This window comes from Fulvivirga sp. M361 (genome assembly GCF_007097395.1).
GTDB lineage: Bacteria > Bacteroidota > Bacteroidia > Cytophagales > Cyclobacteriaceae > Fulvivirga.
The window spans coordinates 189,421-211,114 of the sequence record NZ_VKDC01000008.1 but is presented as its reverse complement, the minus strand read 5'-3'; the positions used below and the strand labels follow the sequence as shown (position 1 = coordinate 211,114).

Genomic DNA, 21,694 nt, shown 5'->3' with positions numbered 1-21,694 from the left:
GTATTATGGACTATTAAACTAAAGATAAGCACGCACGCCTTAAGCTTCTGATATCAACTTTGGCGATTAAACGCTTTTGATCTTCTTTATATGTGACATGATCATCTCTTACTTTCATTTGAGAAAGAATAAGGAAAATCTTCCTTGTCGATTCCTCTATTCTTACTGGGTTTATCTGTCATTTTAAAGTCCAGCGTACCCCCTTTCATTAACTCGTTGTGATCCAGGTAATTCTTAGTGCTTACTTTACCGTTGATCTTTAATTCATTCACATAACGGCTTTGAACGTTATTCCCGGGAGCATTGACCACTAATTCATTCCCATTCTGCAGCGTTAATGTAATTTTCTGAAATAGAGGGGCTCCCAGAACGTATTCATTTACGCCCGGACATACAGGATAAAATCCCATGGCTGAAAACACATACCAGGCAGAAGTCTGTCCGTTGTCTTCATCTCCGCAATACCCATCGGGTGTTGGCTGGTACATCCTGTTCATGGTTTCCCGTGCCCAATATTGGGTTTTCCATGGCGCTCCGGCATAATTATACAGGTATATCATGTGCTGGATAGGCTGATTACCATGTGCATATTGTCCCATATCGGCTATCTGCATTTCCCTGATCTCATGTATTACACCGCCATAGTAGCTTTCGTCAAATATGGGTGGCAGATCAAATACGGAGTCTAATTTCATTACAAAATTTTCCTTACCTCCCATCAGTTCAATAAGGCCTTGTACATCATGGAATACCGACCAGCTATAGTGCCAGCTGTTACCTTCCGTGAAAGCATCTCCCCATTTAAAAGGACTGAAAGGAGATTGAAAGGAGCCGTCCTTATTTTTCCCTCGCATCAGACCGGAGGATGGATCGAACAACTTCTTGTAATTAAGTGATCTCTCTGCGTAGTATTTAATCTCCTTCTTTGGTTTCTTCAGCGCCTTGGCCAATTGGTAAATGGTAAAGTCATCGTAGGCATATTCCAGTGTTCTGGCCGCATTTTCGTTGATCCCCACGTCATACGGCACATAACCCAATGTGTTGTAATACTCCGCTCCGGCCCTGCCTACTGCGGTCATTGGCCCGGCGTTATTGGCGCCGTGGGTCAGTGCTTCATAAAGTGTTTCGATGTCATAGCCTCTCAGGCCTTTGATATAAGCATCTGATACTACCGAAGCCGAGTTGTTACCCACCATGATATTGGCGTACCCCGGGCTCGACCATTCGGGTAACCAACCTCCTTCTTTGAAATCATTCACCAAACCAGCCTGCATTTCCTTGTTAATGGATGGGTAAACAAGGTTCAGAAATGGATACAGCGCCCGGAATGTGTCCCAGAAACCGGTACCGGCAAACATATAACCGGGCAGTATCTCCCCATTGTAAGGACTCCAGTGTATCCTCTCATTCTTTTCGTTGATCTCATAAAGTTTGTTTGGAAAGAAAAGGGTCCGGTAAAGGCAGGAATAGAACGTCCGTACCTGGTCGATCGTACCACCCGCTACTTTTATCCTGCCCAGTTTATCATTCCAAAGATTTCTGGCTTTCTTCTTAGTAGCTTCAAAATCATCATTGGCAAGTTCTCTTTCAAGGTTTAACTCCGCCTGCTCAAAACTTATAAAAGAAGAAGCCACCTGTACATTGATCGTTTCCTTTTTTGAAGTTTTAAAACCGACAATGGCCCCTGCATGATTGCCTTCCATTTCTGCCACGCCTACGGCCAGCTCCTCACCCTCCCAGGTATGAACATTGTCAAAAGCCTTATCAAATTTGAGTACAAAATAATTTTTGAAGTTAATAAGCTTACCCCTGGCGTATTTAGTAGTATACCCGATGATCTTGTTTTCTTCAGGGATCACTTTCACATAGGAACCCTTATCAAACGGGTCCACCACCACGTAAGAACTGTCTGATTCAGGAAATGTGATTTGAAACTGTGCGGCCCTTTCCGTAGGCGTTAATTCCACAGTCACATCATGATCTGCCAGGTAAACTTTGTAGTAGTAAGGTTTTGCTGTCTCCGCTTTATGAGAGAACCAACTGGCACGTTCGTCCTGGTTGAACTTCATACCAATGACCGGCATAATGGCAAATTGACCATAGTCATTCATCCAGGGTGAAGGTTGATGTGTTTGCTTGAAGCCCCTGATCTTATAAGCATCGTAGGTATACGCCCAGCCGTGTCCCATAGGGCCCGTCTGTGGGGTCCATAAATTCATGCCCCAGGGTACGGCTATGGCAGGATAGGTATTTCCATTTGACAGGCCTGGTTCCGAATCCGTTCCCATTAACGGGTTGACATAATCCACCGGGTCAGTGATGTCGTTTATGAGCTGTGCCCGCCCGGTAATGCTAAGTGACAGGAACAGAAAAATAGAGTACTTGAACTTCATATGAATTTTTATTTTAAAAAGTCATTTAATTTTGTGGTGTGACGGAATAGTAAACCAAAGTTAACCCTCCCTGTACTAAATTGAAGGATCTTTGCTGTACTGTTTCCAAAGATCATCCACATTTTTACCGGTTAGTTTCACCCATATTTTTTCGGAGTAACTTTTGCTTCTCATCGCGTGGTCAAGCCGTTTAACAAAGCCCGGACTCACTTTATTTTCTATCCATAAAAAGAACCTGGCAGTAACACGATAGCTATTGTCATAATTCTGCTCCGGGCTATAATCTGGAAGAGACCAGCCACCTCTGGCATTGTCGCATCCATTCACATATCGCACATAGTCTGCGATCCCCTCGGTGACCCACCATGGACCTGAATTACCAGGATAAGACTGCACCAGGTGCATCACTTCATGTGTAACTAAATCAAAATCGGTAGGATGTTCTTTCAACCAATGCGGACTTATCCTTACTCTTCCTCCACCGGCTTCTGCTACGCCTTTATAGTCCGGATCGATAAAAAATTCCACCTCTTTAACTGTGTTTTGGTTGTAACTTCTGGCTAGTACCGGATATACGGTAAAAAATGTTTCAACCAGGTCATTTTTTACGTCACCATCAAGGCCTGTAGCTTTATTGATCACTGTCAATGTATATCCCTTTCTTTTATAGACTTCATCGCTGTCCTCCATAAAGGTGAAAGAAACAATAATGAATGAAAGGAGTATCGTCGTGGCCAGTAATACATTTTTATTATTTTTCATGATGTAGATAAGTTGCTATACTTTGGGTTATTATTTAAGTGTTGCAGGGCTTCAGGGACTAATAGGTTATTTTATCAAAGTCTATCTTTGCTGTGTATAATTGAGTTTCCCACTCATCAGACCACCCGAAGGCCTCTTCTGCCAAAGGTTTAAGGTCCGTACCTGCCGCCCCGCTCCAAAAGTGGATAAACCCAAATTACGCAATAGGAAATATCAGAGGTGTTTGGACTTGATTTGAGGTATTCCAAAGTCCATTGAACCATTTTCTTCGTTGTTTGGCTAGTGCGATTTTGAGTACGGTTTTTCCTTTTACTTTCAGGAAATACGCTCCGATGGCAAAAGTTTTGAAGCGTAGCGTAGATAATGTGTGCTGTACTTCTGATTTAAGAATAAAGAGCCTGAAAATAGCCATTAGATTGTAAGCCATCATGGCCACTGTTAGGGCTGCTTCAGTGGCATAAAACTCGTTCAGTGAGAAGCTGTTCAAGCCAAAATCTTGCTTGAGTTCTTTGATACGATTCTCTGAATCGTCACGTCTCCTGTATAACCGCCAAACTTCCGCTGCAGGAAGCTTTAAGTTGGTTATATAAGCACTGTATCTATAGGTATAGTGATCTTGAGTGCCTTCAAAAATACTTAGCGTCTTTCCTGCAGCCTTTGGCCTTTCTTTAACTTTCTGCCTGACTACAACGATCCTTCTGGGTTTTTTCCATTCAGGGCTTTGATAAGTAGTATCACAGATTTCTATCCCTTCATCTACGTACAACCAGTTTTGCTCCAATGAGATCATTTTTTGAATAGGGATATAAAACCGGACTGCTACTAAGTAATCCAGGCAGATCTCTTCAAGGTATTCAAAGACTTCTTTGCTGTAAAAACCGCTATCTAAACGGATTAACCCTACGGTTTTCTCCCCCAACTTTCTCATAGTATCTTCCAGAAAAGCCCGAAAGTTATTTGAAGAGCCGGTATTCCCACTCCTTAACCAAAAATTGGCTACCAGCTTCAAATCGTTGACAAAAGCAAGGATGGGATGATGAGAATGACGACCCGGCTTTTTGGGATTATAGCCTTTCAAAGCACCTTGTTGGTCTCCATAACGAGTCAGGATCGTAGAGTCACAGTCCAGCGTGATATTATCAAACTGTATATTGTTAAACACCCAGCCAAATAAATGATCAGACAACTGGCTTGAGCTTTCCAAGTCAAACTTCTTGAAAAAACGCTTGAACGTATCGTGCCCAGGGGCCCTTTTCCATCCAAAAATCTTACAAAGCGCATGATCGTGGCGGGTTATTTCGGTGTGCAGGAAACGATTCGCACCACACCAGACACTGACCATAAAAGCCTCTATGATGGTCAATGGGCTATATCCTCTGTTTGATTTTGGTTCGGGCAACATATCTCCGCTTAAAAGATGCTCGCTGAACCCCATCTTATCCATCATTCTCCTTAAAAATGCCAAACCTGACCATGCCGTAACTTGCTGTCTACTAAAGCGTATCTCCCAATTCATACCAAAAGATACTTTATTGCTACGCATTAGAAAATCCTATTGCGTAATTTGGGTTAATAATAATACCTTTTTTAGTAGTAGTAAGATTGATTATTCCTGGGATTTTGGGAACAACGACTCAAGCATTGAGGTCAACCCTGATTACGCCTATAGCGAATCGGGCGTGTACCAGATAACCCTTACCGCTACCACTGATAAGAACTGCTCTGACGCCATTTCAAGGACAATTTCCGTTGTGAATTTTCAAGGTGTATCGGCTGGAAATGATCAAACCATTGATAATGGATCAAGTGTACAGTTGTCAGCTTCGGGAGGGCAATCGTACAGCTGGACACCTACGGAAGACCTGACCAACCCTTTTGCAGCTAACCCCATAGCTACGCCATCCACAACAACCATGTATGTGGTAGAAGGTACTAATTTTTTAGGGTGCACACATCAGGACAGTGTTACCATATTTGTCAATGAGAACTTCAATATCAACATAAACAATGTACTGACGCCCAATGGGGACGGAGTAAATGATAATTGGGAGATTGATAATCTCGAATCCATTAATAATCCAAGCGTCCAGGTGTTTGATAGAAATGGCGTGGAAGTCTTTTCCAGCAACGGTTATAATAACGATTGGCAGGGTACGCGTGGCAGTGATATCCTTCCGGATGGTACCTACTATTATATTGTGGTCTCTGAAAGTAGCAATGCCATATTTCGGGGCGCGCTGACCATAATCAGGGACGGAAAAAAATAACGACCTAATGATCAAAAAAATACTCTATATACTCGTTACTGTTGGACTTCATTCAAGTGTTTTGGCTCAGCATTTTCCTGTTTATAATCAACACTTTATTAATTCCAACCTCTATAACCCGGCAGACTTTGGACGTAACGATTATACACAGGTTTTTGGTTTTTTCCGGCAACAGTGGAGTGACATTCAAAATGCTCCACAAACACAATTTCTGACCATTGACGGACCTGTTAATGATAGGGCAGGTGCTGGCATAATTCTGATCAATGATTCGGAAAATATTGTTTCCAGAACTACATTTATGGGTACGTTCTCTTATTCTGTTCCACTGGCTGAAGGTCACGATATTAGCTTTGGAATTTCTTTTGGGGTGCTCCAAAACAGGATTGATTTTGATAAAGTCAATTCACGACAAAAGCAATTTGATAATGCCATATTGGATGGCCGGGAGAATAAAACGGCGGCAGAAGGAAGTGCTGGCATAAGCTATAAATTCAAAAAATTGAGGGCAGGGTTCGGTGCTCATGACCTGCTGGCCAGTAGATTTGACTATGAAAATAATGACGGAACGGAATCGGTAAGCTTTGACCTGGTCCGCCAATATATCGTATCAGCCTCTTACCTGTTTGATGTTTATCCAAAAATCACCGTACAGCCCAAGCTGCTGGTCAGGGCCACACAGGGACTACCTTCACAAGTTGAAGGTAATGTCCTATTCACTTATGATAAAGATCTTTGGTTGGGAGTTACCTACCGACAGGCAAATAACTGGGCTGCCTCATTAGGCACATTTGTCTATGACAAGATAACCATTGGCTATTCGTATGAAATGAATATGGGAAATTTTGGTGATTATAGCGGTGGGTCTCATGAATTCATCATTGGCTACCGGTTTGGGAAGAAATTGCAAAGTCAAAAACCCATGGTAGTGGAACTACCCATAATTGATCAAAAAGATTATACCAAAGATTTTAAGGTCCAGGAAGAAAAGATGGACCAGTTGGCGCAGCAAGTCGACCGACTCGAATCTCAATTAAGGCAAGGCGCGGCAATGAGCGAATATGAACAACAGGAAATTGAGAATTTACAGAAAATAATAGCCGAACAAAGGTTTAATACATTACGACTGATTGAGCGAACTTCGATAGATACTGAAATAGAGGATTTTGTCCATAGTAATGCCTTGTATTATGTTGTGGTGGGTTCTTTTCAAGACCTGAAACATGCCAAAAACTATCAAAAACTGCTCATAAGAAACCATGACTTACAGACCAAAGTAGTACAAAACAAAGAACAGACCCATTATCTTATATATACCCTGTCATCTAAAAAGAAGGAAGTACTTATTCAAGGACTACAAGACGTCATAGCGTTAGAATCGTTTTTGATAGAAGGGCAGCCGTGGATATATAAGTACGATTGAACCATCCTATGATGACTTATGCTCCTGTTATCTTTGTTGATAGATATCAAATAGCACCGGAAAGTTTTGTCTGGTGAACAGAATGATCCGGGGTTAAAAATACCTTGCCAACCGGAAGCATTTTTCGACTAATCTACTTTGGTGATCTGAAAGCAATATATTTGATTTATGGTAGTGTCCTCACCGATGGAGATCCCATTGTATTTATGGAAAACAACCAAATCATTTTCATAGATTTCCTTTTTCTCTGCTTGCCCAAGAACGTTCAACATCTGATTTATCCGGGAACCAATTTTTAAACCATAGAATACGGGTGAAACATTGATGATCGTATGATCATCCCATGAAGACTCTGAATATGATATTAAATTGACCGCATCTGTATCTACTAAAAATCCTACTATTAACCGTATTCCCTTGTACCTATAATAGAATTTAGCTGAAGAAAAGGAAATACCCTTCTTATTTACATGGTTTTCGGTTTTTCGCTCTATTGGGTTACCAAGTAATTTAACTACAGTAGCTTTATTCATACCTAATTGTAATTCTCCTATCCCTTCACCGGAATGCACCTCCTTATTCATAATAGCATTTAGCCATTTCGGATAACTCCGAACCTGCTCGCTGTTTTCTAAGAATTTTTGAACAAGGTCGTCGAACTTCTCCCGGATCTCGTTCTGGTCTAATTGTATGGCAGCCTTTAGATAGTATTCCTTGCCAGTCCAGCTTTCCTCTATGATCCTAAGCCGTGTGATGGCGCTCGCCAACACTTTGGTTTTACTCTTGTAATAGTCCTTAAAATTGAAATTTTCTTCTTCAGCCCTATAGTTTTGCAAGGATAAGACCATTGATCCAATCTCTTCTATTGCCAAAGATTTGAGAGCGTATATCGCCTTTTCCCTGGAAGAAATTTTGCTATCATGGTCACTTGCTTCATAGGTATATTCCCTCACTAATTCTACTTCCTGACTGTAACTACTAAGACTCACAAGAATCAATGAAATAATAATGTAATTGAGCTTCATGCTGAACGGGTTTATAAACAAATAACAACTATAGATCATTTTAGTGACATGATCTCAATGTATAAAACCCACAATAACTTTACCATGTTTTTATGGCAGAAGTCTCATTGACCAAGACCACCTCATGTACTAAAAGTTAAAAATTCCTTAATAATCAGGCACTTGACACCCTCGTAGTGTTTCATTTATATTCGTGCTGAGGAAGAAAAATAATTTGGACAAGTGGAACCAGGAAAGTTCAGTGAGGCATCCGATCAAAAACTTTTAGTGCTAATCAAAGCGCATAACCGAATAGCATTCAATGAGCTTTTCTTTCGATATTGGGAAAAGCTATACCGTTTGGCTTTCAATGTTATAAAAGACGAGGATGCTTCCAAAGATATCGTGCAAGACATTTTTTTGGATGTATGGCGTAAAAGAGAAGTTCATCAGATCGAGAGCCTGCTGCCATATCTTGGTCAGTCTGTTAAATTTCAGGTGGCCAGGCACCTGAAAAAAGGTAAGCTGAGCCAATCACACGATGAGCATTTGATAAATTTAAGATGGGCGAACACGACCGAGGATGAGATCAATTATAAAGAGCTCAATGGCCGTTTGTTTGTGATACTGGACCAACTCCCTTTTAAGTGCAAAGAAGTATTTTGTTTAAGCCGATTCAATAATTTATCTAATAAAGAGATTGCACAGCAAATGAACCTGTCACATCGGACGGTGGAATGGCACATTTCCAATGCACTTAAACACATCCGTATTTCATTAGATCATCTTGCCATAATCTTTATCACCATTTTATCAGTGTGTTACTAAACCATTGGTAGTATTACTAAATCATTAACCTTCTGTTTTTGGTCGTTTTTACCCCCGTGCTTTTTCCTGCTGATGACACTCTAAGGGTAAAGACATTATTTAATGACGAGACAAGAATTTCTTGATTTACTTGATCGATACCTCAAAGGGGATGCTACTGAAACTGAGAAAAAACTCTTTGATCAGTTTTTTGATGACCATCAAAAAAAAGAGGATATATTCTGGCCGGGGTGGGCGCTGACAGACAAAGAACGTGTCAAAATAGCTATCTACCAGTCGCTTAACAAGAGTATTGAGCAGGAAACTGAAGTTGACCTTCCGAAAAAGAGTATGCCGGCGTTATGGAAGGTTGCGGCTGCCGTTACGTTGCTCGTTGGTATTGCCTCCTTACTATACACCCGGTTTCAACCCTGGCCGGAAAACTATATCACTCAGTCGACGGAAGTGGGCGAAACGGCTATCATCAGATTAAGTGATAGTACACTGGTGAGATTGAATGAGGGCAGTTCGATCACCTATCCCAGGAGCTTTGACAATAAGAATCGGAAAGTGGCGCTTTCAGGCGAGGCTTTCTTTGAAGTTCGAAGGGACACCTCCAGGTTATTCATTGTAAAAACGAGAGGTTTAAAAACTACTGTGTTGGGGACTTCATTTACCGTCAGGTCCTATAAAGATGCACTTACGGAAGTTACAGTAGCTTCAGGAAAAGTAAAGGTGACAAAAGATCAAAGTGATGAGCAACCTTTCTATCTGACCCGGCGACAGCAAGCTTCGTTCAATCCCGAAACCAAAGAAATATCAGTGAACCAAATCGAAGGTCCTCTGTACCATGGTTGGATGAAACGAGTGCTTGTTCTGGATAAAATTAAACTGTCAGAAGCTTTAGATAGGATAGAGGAACATTTTGATGTCACCATCTATTGCGAAGATGAAGAACTGCTATCTCAAACGATCAGAACGCAATATAAGAATGTAACTATTGAGACGGTACTGGAAGATCTTCAATTCATACTTGACTTTCGGTATACCCATAGGAATGACTCCATTTCCATTTATCAATAAAAGAAATATAACAATTTAAAAATCAGAAATATATGAGAAAATAACCACTACTAAAGATCACAAAAAATGGTCCGGAACTGTCGTTACCAGCTCCGGACTTCATCTTGATGATTTCAAACTTACGACCAGTCTAAAATCAAAAAAATATTCATGAGAGCTATATTAACCACTTATTCAAGATTTATAAAGCGAATAAAAAATCTTTTTGTTGTAATCCTATTATTAGTAGGATTTTCAGGGTACGCCCAAAATAGTGAGCAGATCACCTTGGAGGTGAAAAATGCTTCACTTGAACGTATTTTCAATCAACTGGAGCGGCAGTCAGGCTACCAGTTTGGTTATGGAGATGTCGTTATTAGTGATCAACGGAAGTTCAGCCTGGATTATACAGATGCTACGCTGAAAGACATACTGGATGAACTGTCCAGGCAAAGCGGGTTTGAGTACAGGCTATCCAACCGTAAAGTCTCAGTAAAGTTTCCTGAAAAACGGAAAGTAACCGGAAAAGTAACTGAGGCTGAGACCGGGGAGCCCCTGGTAGGAGTCACTGTTTTAATAAAAGGCAGTACGCAAGGCACCATTACTGACTTGGATGGGAATTACAATCTCATGACATTTCCCAAAACTACATTGCAGTTTTCATTTGTTGGTTTCGAAACAGAAGAGACTGAGGTAGGGAACCGGTCTGCGATTAATGTTACCTTACGATCATCTTCTGTGAACCTGGAGGAAATAGTAGTAACAGCCATTGGCATTGAGCGTGAGACCAGGGCCCTTGGATATTCCATTACCAAGGTGGACAGTGATGACGTCTCGCGAAGCGGGAACCCTAATTTGGCCACTGCACTGGCAGGTAAAGTGCCTGGTTTACAGCTTACCCGCTCCTCCGGTGCTATGGGGTCTTCACGTATTGTGTTGAGAGGAGAATCTTCCTTAGACCTTGATAATAACCGGGCCCTGATTGTTATTGATGGTGTACCCGTCACCAATGATCAGAATGGAGATGGTGAACAGTCTTATTTAGGGGCTGTGGTCGATTACGGTGATGGCCTGTCGGCCCTTAACCCTGATGATATTGAAAATGTAACCGTGCTAAAAGGACCTACAGCGGCCGGACTTTATGGATCACAGGCAGCCAACGGAGTGATTATGATCACGACAAAAAGTGGTCAGTTTGATCAAAAATTAAGGGTGACCCTTAGAAGTACCACCTCTTTTCAGCAAGTCAACCGGTGGTTGCCACGTCAGAAGATGTTTGGTTCAGGAAACCGTTCTGAGAGAGATTATTACTCCTTCCGCGACTCACCTGATGGTGGTAACACTAAAAATTCCCATTCATGGGGACCTAAATACATGGGGCAGAATTTCTATCAATATAACTCACCACATACGGCTGTATATGACCCTGACAGAAGAAACGAAATATGGGAGTATGAGGTAGGAGGCCAGACACCGTGGCAGCCCTATGACATAGAAAGAGATTTTTATGAGACTGGTTTTACACAAGTTACAGGAGTGTCCGTAGATGCAGGTAACAGCTCAGCCTATTTCAGAGGTTCACTGGATTATCTGACCAATGAATACATCATGGCGAATACCGGTTATGAGCGTTTAAACTTATCCATTTCTTCAGGTGTAAAGGTAGGTAAGTCCCAGTTTTCTACTAAGATCAATTATGTGAATCAAACGTCAGATAATCTTCCTGCCGAAGGTTATGACAGACAAAATGCACATTACCAGGTATTCTGGCTTAATTCCAATGATAACCTGGCGTGGTTTCGTGATAACCTTTGGTTTGATGGCCAGGAAAATATCCAGCAGGATAGGGTAACCGGATTGAGCGCCAATCCCTATTGGATCCTTCAGAATTCTATCAATACACTGGATAAGGATCGGGTCTTTGGTAAGTTACAGTTTGATCATGAGATAGCTGAGGATTTTAAAATAACGGCCAGAAGTGGTATTGACTTCTACACGGAATTAAGGACGCGGGAAAGGGCCTGGTCAGAGCCCAGAAATAGATTTGGTAAATACAATGAACAATCGCTCAAAACACTTCTGTTGAACACAGATATCTTTTTATCTAAAAAATGGAAGTTGAATACCCTGGAATTAACCGGAACAGCAGGTTTCAATCATTTTTATAAGGATGGGAACGATATGTTTGCCGACACGGGGGGAAGTAATAACGGAGACAGGGGTTTAAGGATACCAGGCGTGTTCAATATTGCTAATTCTATTGACGATCCTATTGTCAGGCCTGGAAGAAACCAGGAAGAGAATTACGCTACCTATGGGGTAGTTAGTGCAAACTATCGTGATATGATCTACCTGGACATTACAGGAAGGAATGAGTGGACCTCTACATTACCTAAAGGTAATAATTCCTACTTCTATCCGTCGGCAGCCCTTGCGGTGGATGTTACTGAAGCCCTTAAACTGGATTTCCGGCCATTGTCTTACCTGAAGTTAAGGGCTTCGGCCGCCCAGGTAGGCTCCGATACCAGGCCTTATCGCCTGGACAGGTATTATGCGGTATCTAATAGTGTTACCGGTGGTTATTCTAATCCTTCCACATTGCCTAATCCGGCATTGAAACCTGAAACAACGAACTCAGTAGAGTTGGGATTAGACCTTCACCTTTTTGACCACCGGCTTAATTTTGATGCCACATTTTACCGGTCCGTTACGAAGGACCAGATATTAACCTTACCGGTAGATTCTGGATCAGGTTATTTGAATGCTTTGATGAATGCAGGTTCCGTATCCAACCGGGGTATAGAGTTGCAACTTGGAGCGAAACCTTTCAATTCAAGTTCGTTTGGCTGGGACATTACGGCCAACTGGTCAGCAAATCGTGGTAAGGTAGAAGAGCTGGTGCCCGGAGTGATTGATACTTATATTATAGGCCGTTATGTTGGGTCAAGGGTTCTGATCAAAGCTGAACCAGGCGAACAATTGGGAAGGATATACGGAAAAGGCTATGATAAACACGAGGGGCAGATCATTTTTAAAGACGGCCTGGCACAGCGTGATAATGATGAGGACTACCTGGGTAATGTGTTCCCCGACTGGAGAGCAGGCATCATTAACTCTATTCGATACAAAAATTTCCGTCTTTCATTCCAGTTTGATTACCAACATGGGGGAAATGCTTACTCTATAACGCACTTTCTCATGAATTACACGGGGAAGTCGGATAAAACAGTTCTCGGAAGAGAAAGTGGTGCTCCTTTTGAATCAGGTGCGGAGTATGACATGGCTGCACAGCAGTGGATACAAAATGCAGACGGCCGATTCGGTGTAATTGGCGATGGTTTGATGTGGGATGAAGATGCAGGTGGGTATGTTAAAAATACGGTTTCTGCAGGTGCTCCTTATTATTATAACTCTATGTACGAGCGTGATCAAATAGAAGGTAATGTGCATGAAACTACCTTTCTAAAGCTTCGGGATTTACGATTGGAATATCAGATCCCTGCATTGTGGATGTTTAAAGGCGGAACATTTGCTGTTTTTGGTAATGAACTTTTCATTTGGACAGATTTCCCTTCCTATGATCCGGAACTTGCTGTTGCCAATAACGGGTCTTTGACCCCGGGACTTGAAGCTGTAGGCTCGCCTTCCACCCGCACTTTTGGTGTAGACATAAAACTGACCTTTTAAAACTTTCCATCATGATAAGAACTATCCTGAAAAACAAATCATTGATCTGGGCTGCGGCTATGATCATGGCATTTACTTCTTGTTACGATTTTGAAGAGATCAATACCGATCCCACGCGTTTGACTAATATTGACGCTTCATCTTTGCTTACCCAGGTAGCTTTTGACGCAGGCAGGAGGTCACGTAGTTATGGAACTATCGGTAACTATATCGGACAATATTGGACCAATACTTCATTGATCGACCAACGTCATCGCTATGATTTCAGAGGTTCCGATTCAGAGGCCGTGTATGATGTGATCTATGGTATTCGTTATGACATATTTGACCTCAAACAGCGCGCCATTAATGAAGGGTTGGATGATTACCTGGCGGCAGGGTTGATATTGGATGTTTATCTCACAAATTACCTGACAGATGTATTTGGCCCGGTACCTTTTAATGAGTCTGTACAAGGAGACCAGCTTAACTTCACACCTAAGTTTGATATGCAGGAAGAGATCTATCGGGCTAACCTGGACTCACTGGATAAAGCCTATGGGTTATTAGAAACCCGTCCGGGAGGAAACTTTATCAGGGGAGGTGACCCTTTCTATTTTGGGGATAACGAAAAATGGAGAAAACTTTCCAATAGCCTGAAATTAAGAATGCTCATGAAAATGGTCAATGTGGACCCATCTCTTGAGGATGCTATCGCTACACTTATTAACAGTGGTGAACTTATTGCTTCAGATGATGAAACATGTGCCATTATCTATGACGGTCGTTTTGGGCTTGAACCTGCTAACGCTACCGGAACGGCCGGTTCTGTGGCGTTGGCTGAAACTTTTGCGGAATTACTTCATGAAACACTTGATCCAAGAAGACCAAAAATGGCCGCTTTAGGTGTGGATACAAATGGTGATACCATAAACGTAGATAACGGTGGTAATCCCATTTACCTGGGGGTTCCTTCCGGTGAAGACCCTGATATTATTCGTGAATTCAATGGACTTGCGGCGCCTTTTACAGGGCTTAATGGTGTTACTGCTCCTTCTGTACTTTTATCCTACGCTGAAGTAGAGTTTTATATTGCAGAGGCTATTCTGCAAGGGTATGTGACCGGAGATGCAACCATGCACTATGAGGCCGGTATCCGCTCCAACTGCCTGTGGTGGGGGGTGGAAGAAGATGAGATAGACAGTCATTTGGCCAAAACCAATGTTGAGCTATCACCGGATAAAGAAGTTGCCTTGAACCAGGTGTGGAGAGAATCTTACATCAATTTCTACTACCAGGGATACGATGGTTGGCTCAATTTCAGAAGAGTCCGGTTTCCTGAATTTAATATTGGTTCTGCTATGCTCACGGACCAGATTATGAAACGTATGGTATACCCACCGTTGTTAAAAGCAGTAAATGAAGCGAATTATACAGACGCTGTGAATAGACTGGACAAAGGGGATGACTTGCTTTCCGAGGGATGGTGGTCTAAATAACAAACGAACGATCTATCAAATTTTATGAGTAAGGAGCAGGCCTTTTGCCTGCTCTTTTTTTAACTGAATAAAACATGACCAGAAACTTTATACGCTTAATATTGATTTGTGCCGTTACTTTTTCTTGCATTGAAGTAGTGAAAGAATCAGAATCTCTTAAGGATGAGCCTTTTGACTGGAATTCCGTAATAGTTACACCCCATGATTATGACTATCCGAAAGGACCAACGTTTAAGTTACTTTCATGGAATGTAGAACATTTCATCGATCCATATGATGATCCTTACATTGATAATGATAGAGAAAATTCTCCTCCTGATAATATGCCGCTCCGTCGGAAACTTTTGATTGATGCGCTGAAAGAGGCTGATGCAGATATTGTAGTCCTGCAGGAGTTTGAAAGTGCTAAATACCTCAAAAAACTGGCTCAGGATTCTTTTCCGGATATGGAATATCAATTTTTTGCAGATATCCCGAGCCATAACTGGTATATGAATGTAGTCGTAATGAGTAGATTTCCGATGGGTATCATCCGTGGATATGGAAGCGCTACTACCCCTTTGCCGGAATATGTTAGTGACGAAGGCAAAAAAGAGACACAAAACCATATTAATACCAGGATGTGGTCCATCGATGTATACCCGTCAGAAGACTACAGCTTTGTACTTACCGGGCTGCATCTGAAAGCAGGAAGAGGTAACCGTAACATTGCTATGCGTAAAGGACAAATGAATTTGTTGACCGCTCAATTCAACCGGATGCTGGCTGAAGATCCTAATAAAAATATGATCGTGGCGGGGGACCTTAACTCAACTCCCACTAGCGAAGAAATTGGTCTTTTGGTGAAAAATAATGGTTTAAAAAATGGATTTATTGACCCGTTGGATACCACGGTTTACACGCATCCTTCCAATAAGCCCGGGCGCAGGCTTGATTATATCTTAGTCAATGAAAATATGGATCCTGAAGTTAAAGACATACGGGTAGAGTACTTTTTCTCACCCGATACGATGCGCATTATCAGTGATCATTTGCCGCTTACCGGTGTTTTTCGAAAAAGTGAAGTTGATTAGGGTACTAAAACAAATTGGTAACAATGATTTAGTATAAGTACAACATTATGAAGTAAAAGGTGCAATGGAACAAATTACGTTGAGAGACTGTGTCAATCCTTCATTCCACGGACTTCTTTCTTATTTATCAGGTAGGTGTATAACACCTGCCTGATATATTTTTAATCATTTCAAGATCAATACTCTGTCAAATTCCTCAAATGCACCATTACTTACATGGATGAGATAAAAACCAGGGGTCTTCACACTTTCCAGCTCTATGGCCGCTGCAAAAGTATGTGGTGCAAATTTATGTTCGAGGGCTATTGCCCCGTTACTATCGTATAATTTCAAATGCACTTTGGTGTTGATGAACTTATGACTTAGTGAAAGGTGAAGTTGGCCAATGGCAGGATTAGGATGTACTGTCAAATCCTTATGTTCTGCATCAAAGAACCTAACGACCGGAGCGCTGTATTCAAATGCACCATCAAGATCATACTGTTTAAGCCGGTAATAATTCGCTCCTCTGAAAGGAGACCCATCTGTAAAACTGTAGTGGGTCATTTGTTGCGTAGTGCCGGAACCGTCCATGCTACCGATCATATGAAAATCTATCCCATTCTCAGATCGTTGTATTTCAAAATAATCGTTGTTAAGCTCACTGGCTGTGGTCCAGCTTAAAACTATTTCTTCTTCCTGCATCGTGGCATCAAAAGAAATTAATTCAACCGGGAGTACTGGTGGCAGAATATTCAGGGATTGTAGAAATTGTTCGAGAGATGGGTCGTTATTACGCAGATCATCCTCATCATCCAGGGCATTTGGGACATCACATTTCGGATCATATTGATCGCACCCGTCTATTTTACCACCACCGGAGGTATTTGTGGTTCCGAATACATAAAAATCCTGGTTATTGTTAATGTTTCCGTTAGTTACGTTTACATCTCTTCCGACTACCACACGACCGGAATTACCTAATTCAAATGACCCTTTTGTTGTTAAGTTTCCCGTTACTATCAGGAGGCCATTAGCAGGTACGTTCATTGAAGCTCCCGATCCCAATATGACATTTCCGGTCACTAATAAGGTATCATAAACTGTGATGACAGGGTTAGCTTGCTCAACAGTCAGGTCACCTCGTCGGGTGATATAACCAGAAATATCGATGTTATTTGCATTTCTGTTCGTCAGAATGTTGTTGTCTGGGTCAGATGGGGTTTGAGGAGCCCATGATTGAGTAGGATCAAGATCGACCCAGGAGTCGTTATTTAACCAATCACCGGTATAATTGTCGTGGGAGTCATAGTCAATCTGTCCGTACGCAACTAAAGAAGATAGGAGAAACAGTAATATTGTGGGGATTACTTTTGTATTCATAAGAGTACAGTATTTTAAAATAAAGCCAAAGCGAAAATTACGTACTAGATTTAAATTATTTGTAGTATACTGTTAACTGTCCATTTATTTGTCCGGTTTTGGACCTTATTTGATGTACCATTATGCAAGAAACCCGATGTTTTTCTTTGTTGAGGTCATATATTCCTGGTTCATTTCTACCTACATTGACTGGGTCTGTAAATGAGTATGAACTATACAGAAGCATAAGCTTGAAGCCCAGGGAAGGTAGATTGATCGTCTTATATCCTGGTGTCGCAGCCTTATCGGTCTACGTCGATATGATTTAGCAGAAAATAGAAAATTCCATCGGCAGCCTTGTAAATAAGATTTAGCAAACAGACTGAATTTCAGAATTTACCTTTGTAAATCAGACCCAAGAGAAGGTATAACCTTTCAGTGCACGAAGTTGAATTCTTAACATGCTTGAGAAAATCTACATCATCAGATCATCCAGGTCAAACCCGACCGGGGTTTTGATCTTAAGGTTATTTTCCTGGTTCTTTTTAAAATAGCGCCAGAGTGGTTGATGATAGCTGTTTTCTGCCACAGGTACTTTGTTTAGTACTATTTTAGAGTTGGCCAAAGTTTCGAAATCTGATTCTTGTCGCACCAGAACGCAGCGTCCGCCTATAGGGTCAAGAGCTGAAGATACACCAGAAAAAATACCTTGGATGACCTTAGGCTTGACCGTTTTACCTACTTTATAGACATGATAAAATGACTCGTCGACGGATTTTATAAGACAGGTTATACAACCCTCCTTTAGTTCTATGTCTCCTTCAAACTCCCTGTCCTCTCCTTTTAAAGTTAATCGCATTCCGGGGCCCTTTTTTTCAATTTTCACAGGGGATTGTATCACCTCCTTACTACGACTGTTTTTTCGTATAAATGAATAGTAGCTTCCCTCAAAATAAGCCAGGTAGGGATTTAGCTTGAATGAATCCTGAAAGGCCACAAAACTGTCATAGCCCAGGTAGCGTGAAATTTCATTTAACTTTTCGAGACTGAGGTTAATGAATGCGTCGCCTCGTTTTTTGGCGGCTACCATTTTTCCATGCATGTTATCCCGAAAGTATCGGTGACTGACACCGGTGATTTTAGACGACATGGTCATAAAGCCGCCTTTGTCCAGGTCTACCTTTAGTTTTTTACACAGTTCAACTAACATCCGTTGAAGTTGCTCGATAGGTGCTTCTAGGTTCATAGTAGTGCTGAGATATGAAAAACGTATATTGAAGATATCAAAAAAAAGAAAAATCAACAAGTTAATCAACTGATTATCAGATAATTAACTTGAAATAATGCTATCTACTCAAAAGCGTAGTAAGGCTTTTCATGTTTTGACACCCAAAGGGATAGGGACCTTTTTCCTCTATTTCTACTTCTGTGTTTTATTCGGGTATGCAGGACTCAGGGCAGTAATAACTGATACTTAAAGATTTCAGACTGCCTGACGATCAAATTCGTTTTTATAAAATTTCTCCGCTCATTTATTACTTATCAAAGTTGCGCGGTGGAGGCTTCAGGTTTGCATGGATCGTATCATGCCAGTATAGTATGGAATATATGAAAAAAAAGAATAATTTCAATGTAAATAACTGATTATCAGTTTAATAAATATTTTGTCTAACTTCTTTAAACTGATGCCATCATATTTTACTGCGCTTTTGGAATCAGACATTACGGATGTTTTCCTTCCCTTTCTTTTACTATTACATAGCACCTTCACACTAGCCTGAAACTATTTCGATGATAGCAACCTGAGCTACGGTTTGAACTTTATTTGATGAAGCCAAACCATTTATAAGGGTGTTCCAACATATCTGATTTTCTGCAATGCTCAAAGGCTGCGGTACAGTCATGTGTACTTAAGGTATTGAAAAAGGGAAAGAGAATCCAGTTAAAATTCTGAAAATCAACAAGATAGATACACTTTTGCATAGTATTGATTGATTAATCATACCGAAACATTGTTCGCGAAGATGTTTCAACCTGCTCAAACTTTAGAGTCCCGGACAAGATCAGTTGTGGGAACTGATCAGGCCAGTTCTTGAAAGTAAGAGCCTTCCCACACCTTAAGGGTTAAGGCATTCACAAGTCAATAAGTATCTGATATTCAATTATTTGCAATTAAAAAAATTGCTTAAGCAGACCCCTATTGCCTCTAAAAACCAGCCTTGACCGATGTGTAACTAAAAAATCAAGGAAAATGAAAAAGTTAAAATATCTATCGGTGTTTGTAATAATTTTTAGTGCATTCGCTTTTGCTTGTGACGGTGAAGCCGTTACTCCCTTGAATGGCGGAGAAGATGAAGATGAAAGTGTGCTGATTATGGATGATGATGATTAAAGTTTCTGTAATAAACCTTTGTTTACTACAATAAATAGTAGACTGATATAGTACAAGAAAAACCACTTATTTTAAGTGGTTTTTCTATTTTTAGTTCTAAATTGTCTTCTATATTTTGATTATGTCCAATTGGCCCCTACTCCTTTTTTTTCATTTACCCATTTTTTATTGTCAGGCTAATCCTGACACATTGCTTTTTAAGTATAAAGATTCACTGTATAGTCAAAGTAGTATAAATGAGGATTGGTATAGGAAAATAGCCAAGCTGCATTTAAAAAATAGTGAATATGACAGCGCGAAGAAGTATTATCAAAAAGCGATTCATTCTGACGGTTTGGAGCGTAATTCAAAGAAGTATGCCCGTATGTTAAATAATATTGGAGTGCTTTATTATTCTATTGGCAAGGTTGATAGTAGTATTTATTATTATACCAAAGCCAAGGAGATTTTTAAGGCGTTCGACAATAAGTTCCGGATGGCCTACATAAATAACAATCTCGGGGTTATCTACAAAGAAAAGGGACTTTATGATTTGGCTCTAAATTATTTTCTGGAGGGGATTCAATATCTGAGTGATATGGAGCAAAGTAAAGCTTTGTTTTCTTTTTACAATAATATAGCCATGATCTACTCAAGCCAGGAAGATTATGATAATTCTCTTAGATACCAGCAAGAAGCGCTAAAAATCGCAAGGGACCTTAACCTTGCGAAAGAAGAATCCTTGTCGCTTAATAATATAGGTACAACCTATAGCAAACGGGATAATATTGATAGTGCACTCCATTATTACCTAAAGGCTATAGAATTAAAAAATTCTTTGAAGCATAATAAAAGAATAGCGAGTACACTGAATAATGTAGGATTGATCTACTTGAAACGTGGCGAATATGGCCAGGCCAAAAAATATCTTGAGAATGCTTTGGACATACATTCGAATACTACGGACGAGACTGGTAAAACCATTACATTAAACAATCTTAGTCGGTTATATTATTCACTTGGAAAGTACGACGATGCAATATCATATCTTGAGCAGGCCAGAGCTATAATCGATAAACAGGGCTTATTAGAAGAGTTAAAAGAGAATTTAGAAATTAGGCTTGACGTTCAGGAGGCCTTAAAACTGACCGAACAAGCACTTTCCACTTCTAAACATTTGGCGGTTATAAAAGACAGTTTACTGAATGAAGATAAGATCAAGGCTTTAACCCAGATGCAAACCCGGTATGAAACGCATAAAAAGGAACAGGAAATAGAACTATTGCAACAAAAACAAACGTTGCAGGAAACTAACCTGAAACTACGCCAAATTTGGATATGGGCGCTCACCATCTTCAGTTTACTTGTTTTGGCAATTGTATTGCTTATCTGGACACGTTGGAGAAGTGAAAAGAAAGACAAACATAAAATTGAGGTCCTCATGCAGGAGTTGCACCACCGTGTAAAAAATAACTTACAATTATTATCCAGTATTTTCAGCCTTCAATCCAGGTTGGTGAGAGATAAGGATGCATTAGAAGCAGTGAAAAGTGGAGAGAACAGGGTGAATGCTATGGCAATTATCCATCAAAAATTGTATAGGCAAACAGATGCCAGAACGGTGAATGTCAATGACTATCTGACGGAACTGATCCATGAGTTAGCGGAAAGTTATGGGGTGGACCATCAAGGGGACAGCATCTTTGTGAAGATGGATAACCTGGATTTGGATGTAGATAAAGTCATACCTATTGGGTTGATCGTGAATGAGCTCGTGAATAACGCTTTTAAATATGCCTTTCCACAATCTCTTCATCCTAAACTTGCCGTTCTTTTGGAGAGAACCAATGGGCGCCTGGAGCTAAGTATTCAAGATAATGGAGAAGGTTTTCAAAAAAAGGAAACCGGAGATTCTATGGGTATTAATATTGTAGAAACACTGGCCAGGCAGTTAGGGGCCAAGATACATTGGGAAAACCGTGAAGGCGTTAAATTCAAACTTGATCTTGATCTAAATGTCGTATAA

15 protein-coding genes are annotated in these 21,694 nt (G+C 40.8%); 9 read left to right on the top strand and 6 right to left on the bottom strand.

Features of this window, described 5'->3' with window-relative positions; all coding sequences use genetic code 11:
* Positions 1-101: 101 nt before the first annotated feature.
* The 3 genes from FNH22_RS11530 to FNH22_RS11520 form a co-directional block, all read right to left on the bottom strand.
* Positions 102-2,393, bottom strand: a complete 2,292-nt coding sequence (locus FNH22_RS11530) for a GH92 family glycosyl hydrolase (protein ID WP_143398526.1) — start codon at positions 2,391-2,393, stop codon at positions 102-104.
* 75 nt (positions 2,394-2,468) lie between these two features.
* A complete protein-coding gene (locus tag FNH22_RS11525) occupies positions 2,469-3,155 on the bottom strand; it encodes a basic secretory protein-like protein (RefSeq protein WP_143398525.1) in 687 nt (228 codons plus the stop codon).
* A 196-nt stretch (positions 3,156-3,351) separates the two neighbouring features.
* Complete coding sequence (locus FNH22_RS11520) at positions 3,352-4,698, bottom strand: IS1380 family transposase (protein ID WP_143398524.1); 1,347 nt, start codon at positions 4,696-4,698, stop codon at positions 3,352-3,354.
* Between FNH22_RS11520 and FNH22_RS11515 the strand changes: the two genes are divergently transcribed.
* The gene (locus FNH22_RS11515; RefSeq protein ID WP_185154188.1) at positions 4,688-5,422 is read left to right on the top strand and encodes a gliding motility-associated C-terminal domain-containing protein; all 735 of its coding nucleotides are present in this window, start codon (positions 4,688-4,690) and stop codon (positions 5,420-5,422) included. The two genes, FNH22_RS11520 and FNH22_RS11515, sit on opposite strands and share 11 nt — an antisense overlap.
* A 7-nt stretch (positions 5,423-5,429) precedes the next feature.
* Positions 5,430-6,845 carry a type IX secretion system membrane protein PorP/SprF gene (locus FNH22_RS11510; protein ID WP_143398522.1) on the top strand — a complete coding sequence of 472 codons (1,416 nt, stop codon included), beginning with the start codon at positions 5,430-5,432 and terminating at the stop codon, positions 6,843-6,845.
* Positions 6,846-6,973: 128 nt separating this feature from the next.
* On the opposite strand, the gene FNH22_RS11505 is transcribed toward FNH22_RS11510, so the two are convergent.
* Entirely contained in the window at positions 6,974-7,870 is an 897-nt protein-coding gene (locus tag FNH22_RS11505) for a hypothetical protein (RefSeq protein ID WP_143398521.1), read from the bottom strand.
* Between the two features lie 222 nt (positions 7,871-8,092).
* On the opposite strand from FNH22_RS11505, the gene FNH22_RS11500 reads away from it, so the two are divergent.
* The 5 genes from FNH22_RS11500 to FNH22_RS11480 all read left to right on the top strand — a co-directional run bounded on the left by FNH22_RS11500 (position 8,093) and on the right by FNH22_RS11480 (position 15,956).
* Positions 8,093-8,677 (top strand): RNA polymerase sigma-70 factor, encoded by a 585-nt coding sequence (locus FNH22_RS11500; protein WP_143398520.1) that lies wholly within the window; start codon positions 8,093-8,095, stop codon positions 8,675-8,677.
* Positions 8,678-8,779: 102 nt separating this feature from the next.
* Positions 8,780-9,739 carry a FecR family protein gene (locus FNH22_RS11495; RefSeq protein ID WP_143398519.1) on the top strand — a complete coding sequence of 320 codons (960 nt, stop codon included), beginning with the start codon at positions 8,780-8,782 and terminating at the stop codon, positions 9,737-9,739.
* Between the two features lie 150 nt (positions 9,740-9,889).
* Positions 9,890-13,405, top strand: coding sequence for a SusC/RagA family TonB-linked outer membrane protein (locus FNH22_RS11490; RefSeq protein WP_143398518.1), 3,516 nt, complete (start codon positions 9,890-9,892; stop codon positions 13,403-13,405).
* A gap of 11 nt (positions 13,406-13,416) precedes the next feature.
* The gene (locus FNH22_RS11485) at positions 13,417-14,883 is read left to right on the top strand and encodes a SusD/RagB family nutrient-binding outer membrane lipoprotein (RefSeq protein ID WP_143398517.1); all 1,467 of its coding nucleotides are present in this window, start codon (positions 13,417-13,419) and stop codon (positions 14,881-14,883) included.
* A gap of 74 nt (positions 14,884-14,957) precedes the next feature.
* A complete protein-coding gene (locus tag FNH22_RS11480; protein WP_143398516.1) occupies positions 14,958-15,956 on the top strand; it encodes an endonuclease/exonuclease/phosphatase family protein in 999 nt (332 codons plus the stop codon).
* Between the two features lie 165 nt (positions 15,957-16,121).
* On the opposite strand, the gene FNH22_RS11475 is transcribed toward FNH22_RS11480, so the two are convergent.
* Both FNH22_RS11475 and FNH22_RS11470 read right to left on the bottom strand, forming a co-directional pair.
* Positions 16,122-17,318 (bottom strand): T9SS type A sorting domain-containing protein, encoded by a 1,197-nt coding sequence (locus FNH22_RS11475; protein ID WP_143398515.1) that lies wholly within the window; start codon positions 17,316-17,318, stop codon positions 16,122-16,124.
* Between the two features lie 454 nt (positions 17,319-17,772).
* Positions 17,773-18,543, bottom strand: a complete 771-nt coding sequence (locus tag FNH22_RS11470; protein ID WP_143398514.1) for a hypothetical protein — start codon at positions 18,541-18,543, stop codon at positions 17,773-17,775.
* 1,005 nt (positions 18,544-19,548) lie between these two features.
* On the opposite strand from FNH22_RS11470, the gene FNH22_RS31990 reads away from it, so the two are divergent.
* Together FNH22_RS31990 and FNH22_RS11465 are read left to right on the top strand one after the other, a co-directional pair.
* Positions 19,549-19,689, top strand: a complete 141-nt coding sequence (locus tag FNH22_RS31990; RefSeq protein ID WP_185154187.1) for a hypothetical protein — start codon at positions 19,549-19,551, stop codon at positions 19,687-19,689.
* Between the two features lie 190 nt (positions 19,690-19,879).
* Entirely contained in the window at positions 19,880-21,694 is a 1,815-nt protein-coding gene (locus FNH22_RS11465) for a tetratricopeptide repeat protein (protein ID WP_185154186.1), read from the top strand.

Excerpts from the sequence above, each read along its gene's own strand:
- FNH22_RS31990 (WP_185154187.1), top strand. The coding sequence starts at position 19,549 with ATGAAAAAGTTAAAATATCTATCGGTGTTTGTAATAATTTTTAGTGCA.
- FNH22_RS11480 (WP_143398516.1), top strand. The coding sequence starts at position 14,958 with ATGACCAGAAACTTTATACGCTTAATATTGATTTGTGCCGTTACTTTT.
- FNH22_RS11470 (WP_143398514.1), bottom strand. The coding sequence starts at position 18,543 with ATGAACCTAGAAGCACCTATCGAGCAACTTCAACGGATGTTAGTTGAA.
- FNH22_RS11525 (WP_143398525.1), bottom strand. The coding sequence starts at position 3,155 with ATGAAAAATAATAAAAATGTATTACTGGCCACGACGATACTCCTTTCA.
- FNH22_RS11505 (WP_143398521.1), bottom strand. The coding sequence starts at position 7,870 with ATGAAGCTCAATTACATTATTATTTCATTGATTCTTGTGAGTCTTAGT.
- FNH22_RS11530 (WP_143398526.1), bottom strand. The coding sequence starts at position 2,393 with ATGAAGTTCAAGTACTCTATTTTTCTGTTCCTGTCACTTAGCATTACC.
- FNH22_RS11520 (WP_143398524.1), bottom strand. The coding sequence starts at position 4,698 with ATGCGTAGCAATAAAGTATCTTTTGGTATGAATTGGGAGATACGCTTT.
- FNH22_RS11485 (WP_143398517.1), top strand. The coding sequence starts at position 13,417 with ATGATAAGAACTATCCTGAAAAACAAATCATTGATCTGGGCTGCGGCT.
- FNH22_RS11510 (WP_143398522.1), top strand. The coding sequence starts at position 5,430 with ATGATCAAAAAAATACTCTATATACTCGTTACTGTTGGACTTCATTCA.
- FNH22_RS11495 (WP_143398519.1), top strand. The coding sequence starts at position 8,780 with ATGACGAGACAAGAATTTCTTGATTTACTTGATCGATACCTCAAAGGG.
- FNH22_RS11475 (WP_143398515.1), bottom strand. The coding sequence starts at position 17,318 with ATGAATACAAAAGTAATCCCCACAATATTACTGTTTCTCCTATCTTCT.
- FNH22_RS11490 (WP_143398518.1), top strand. The coding sequence starts at position 9,890 with ATGAGAGCTATATTAACCACTTATTCAAGATTTATAAAGCGAATAAAA.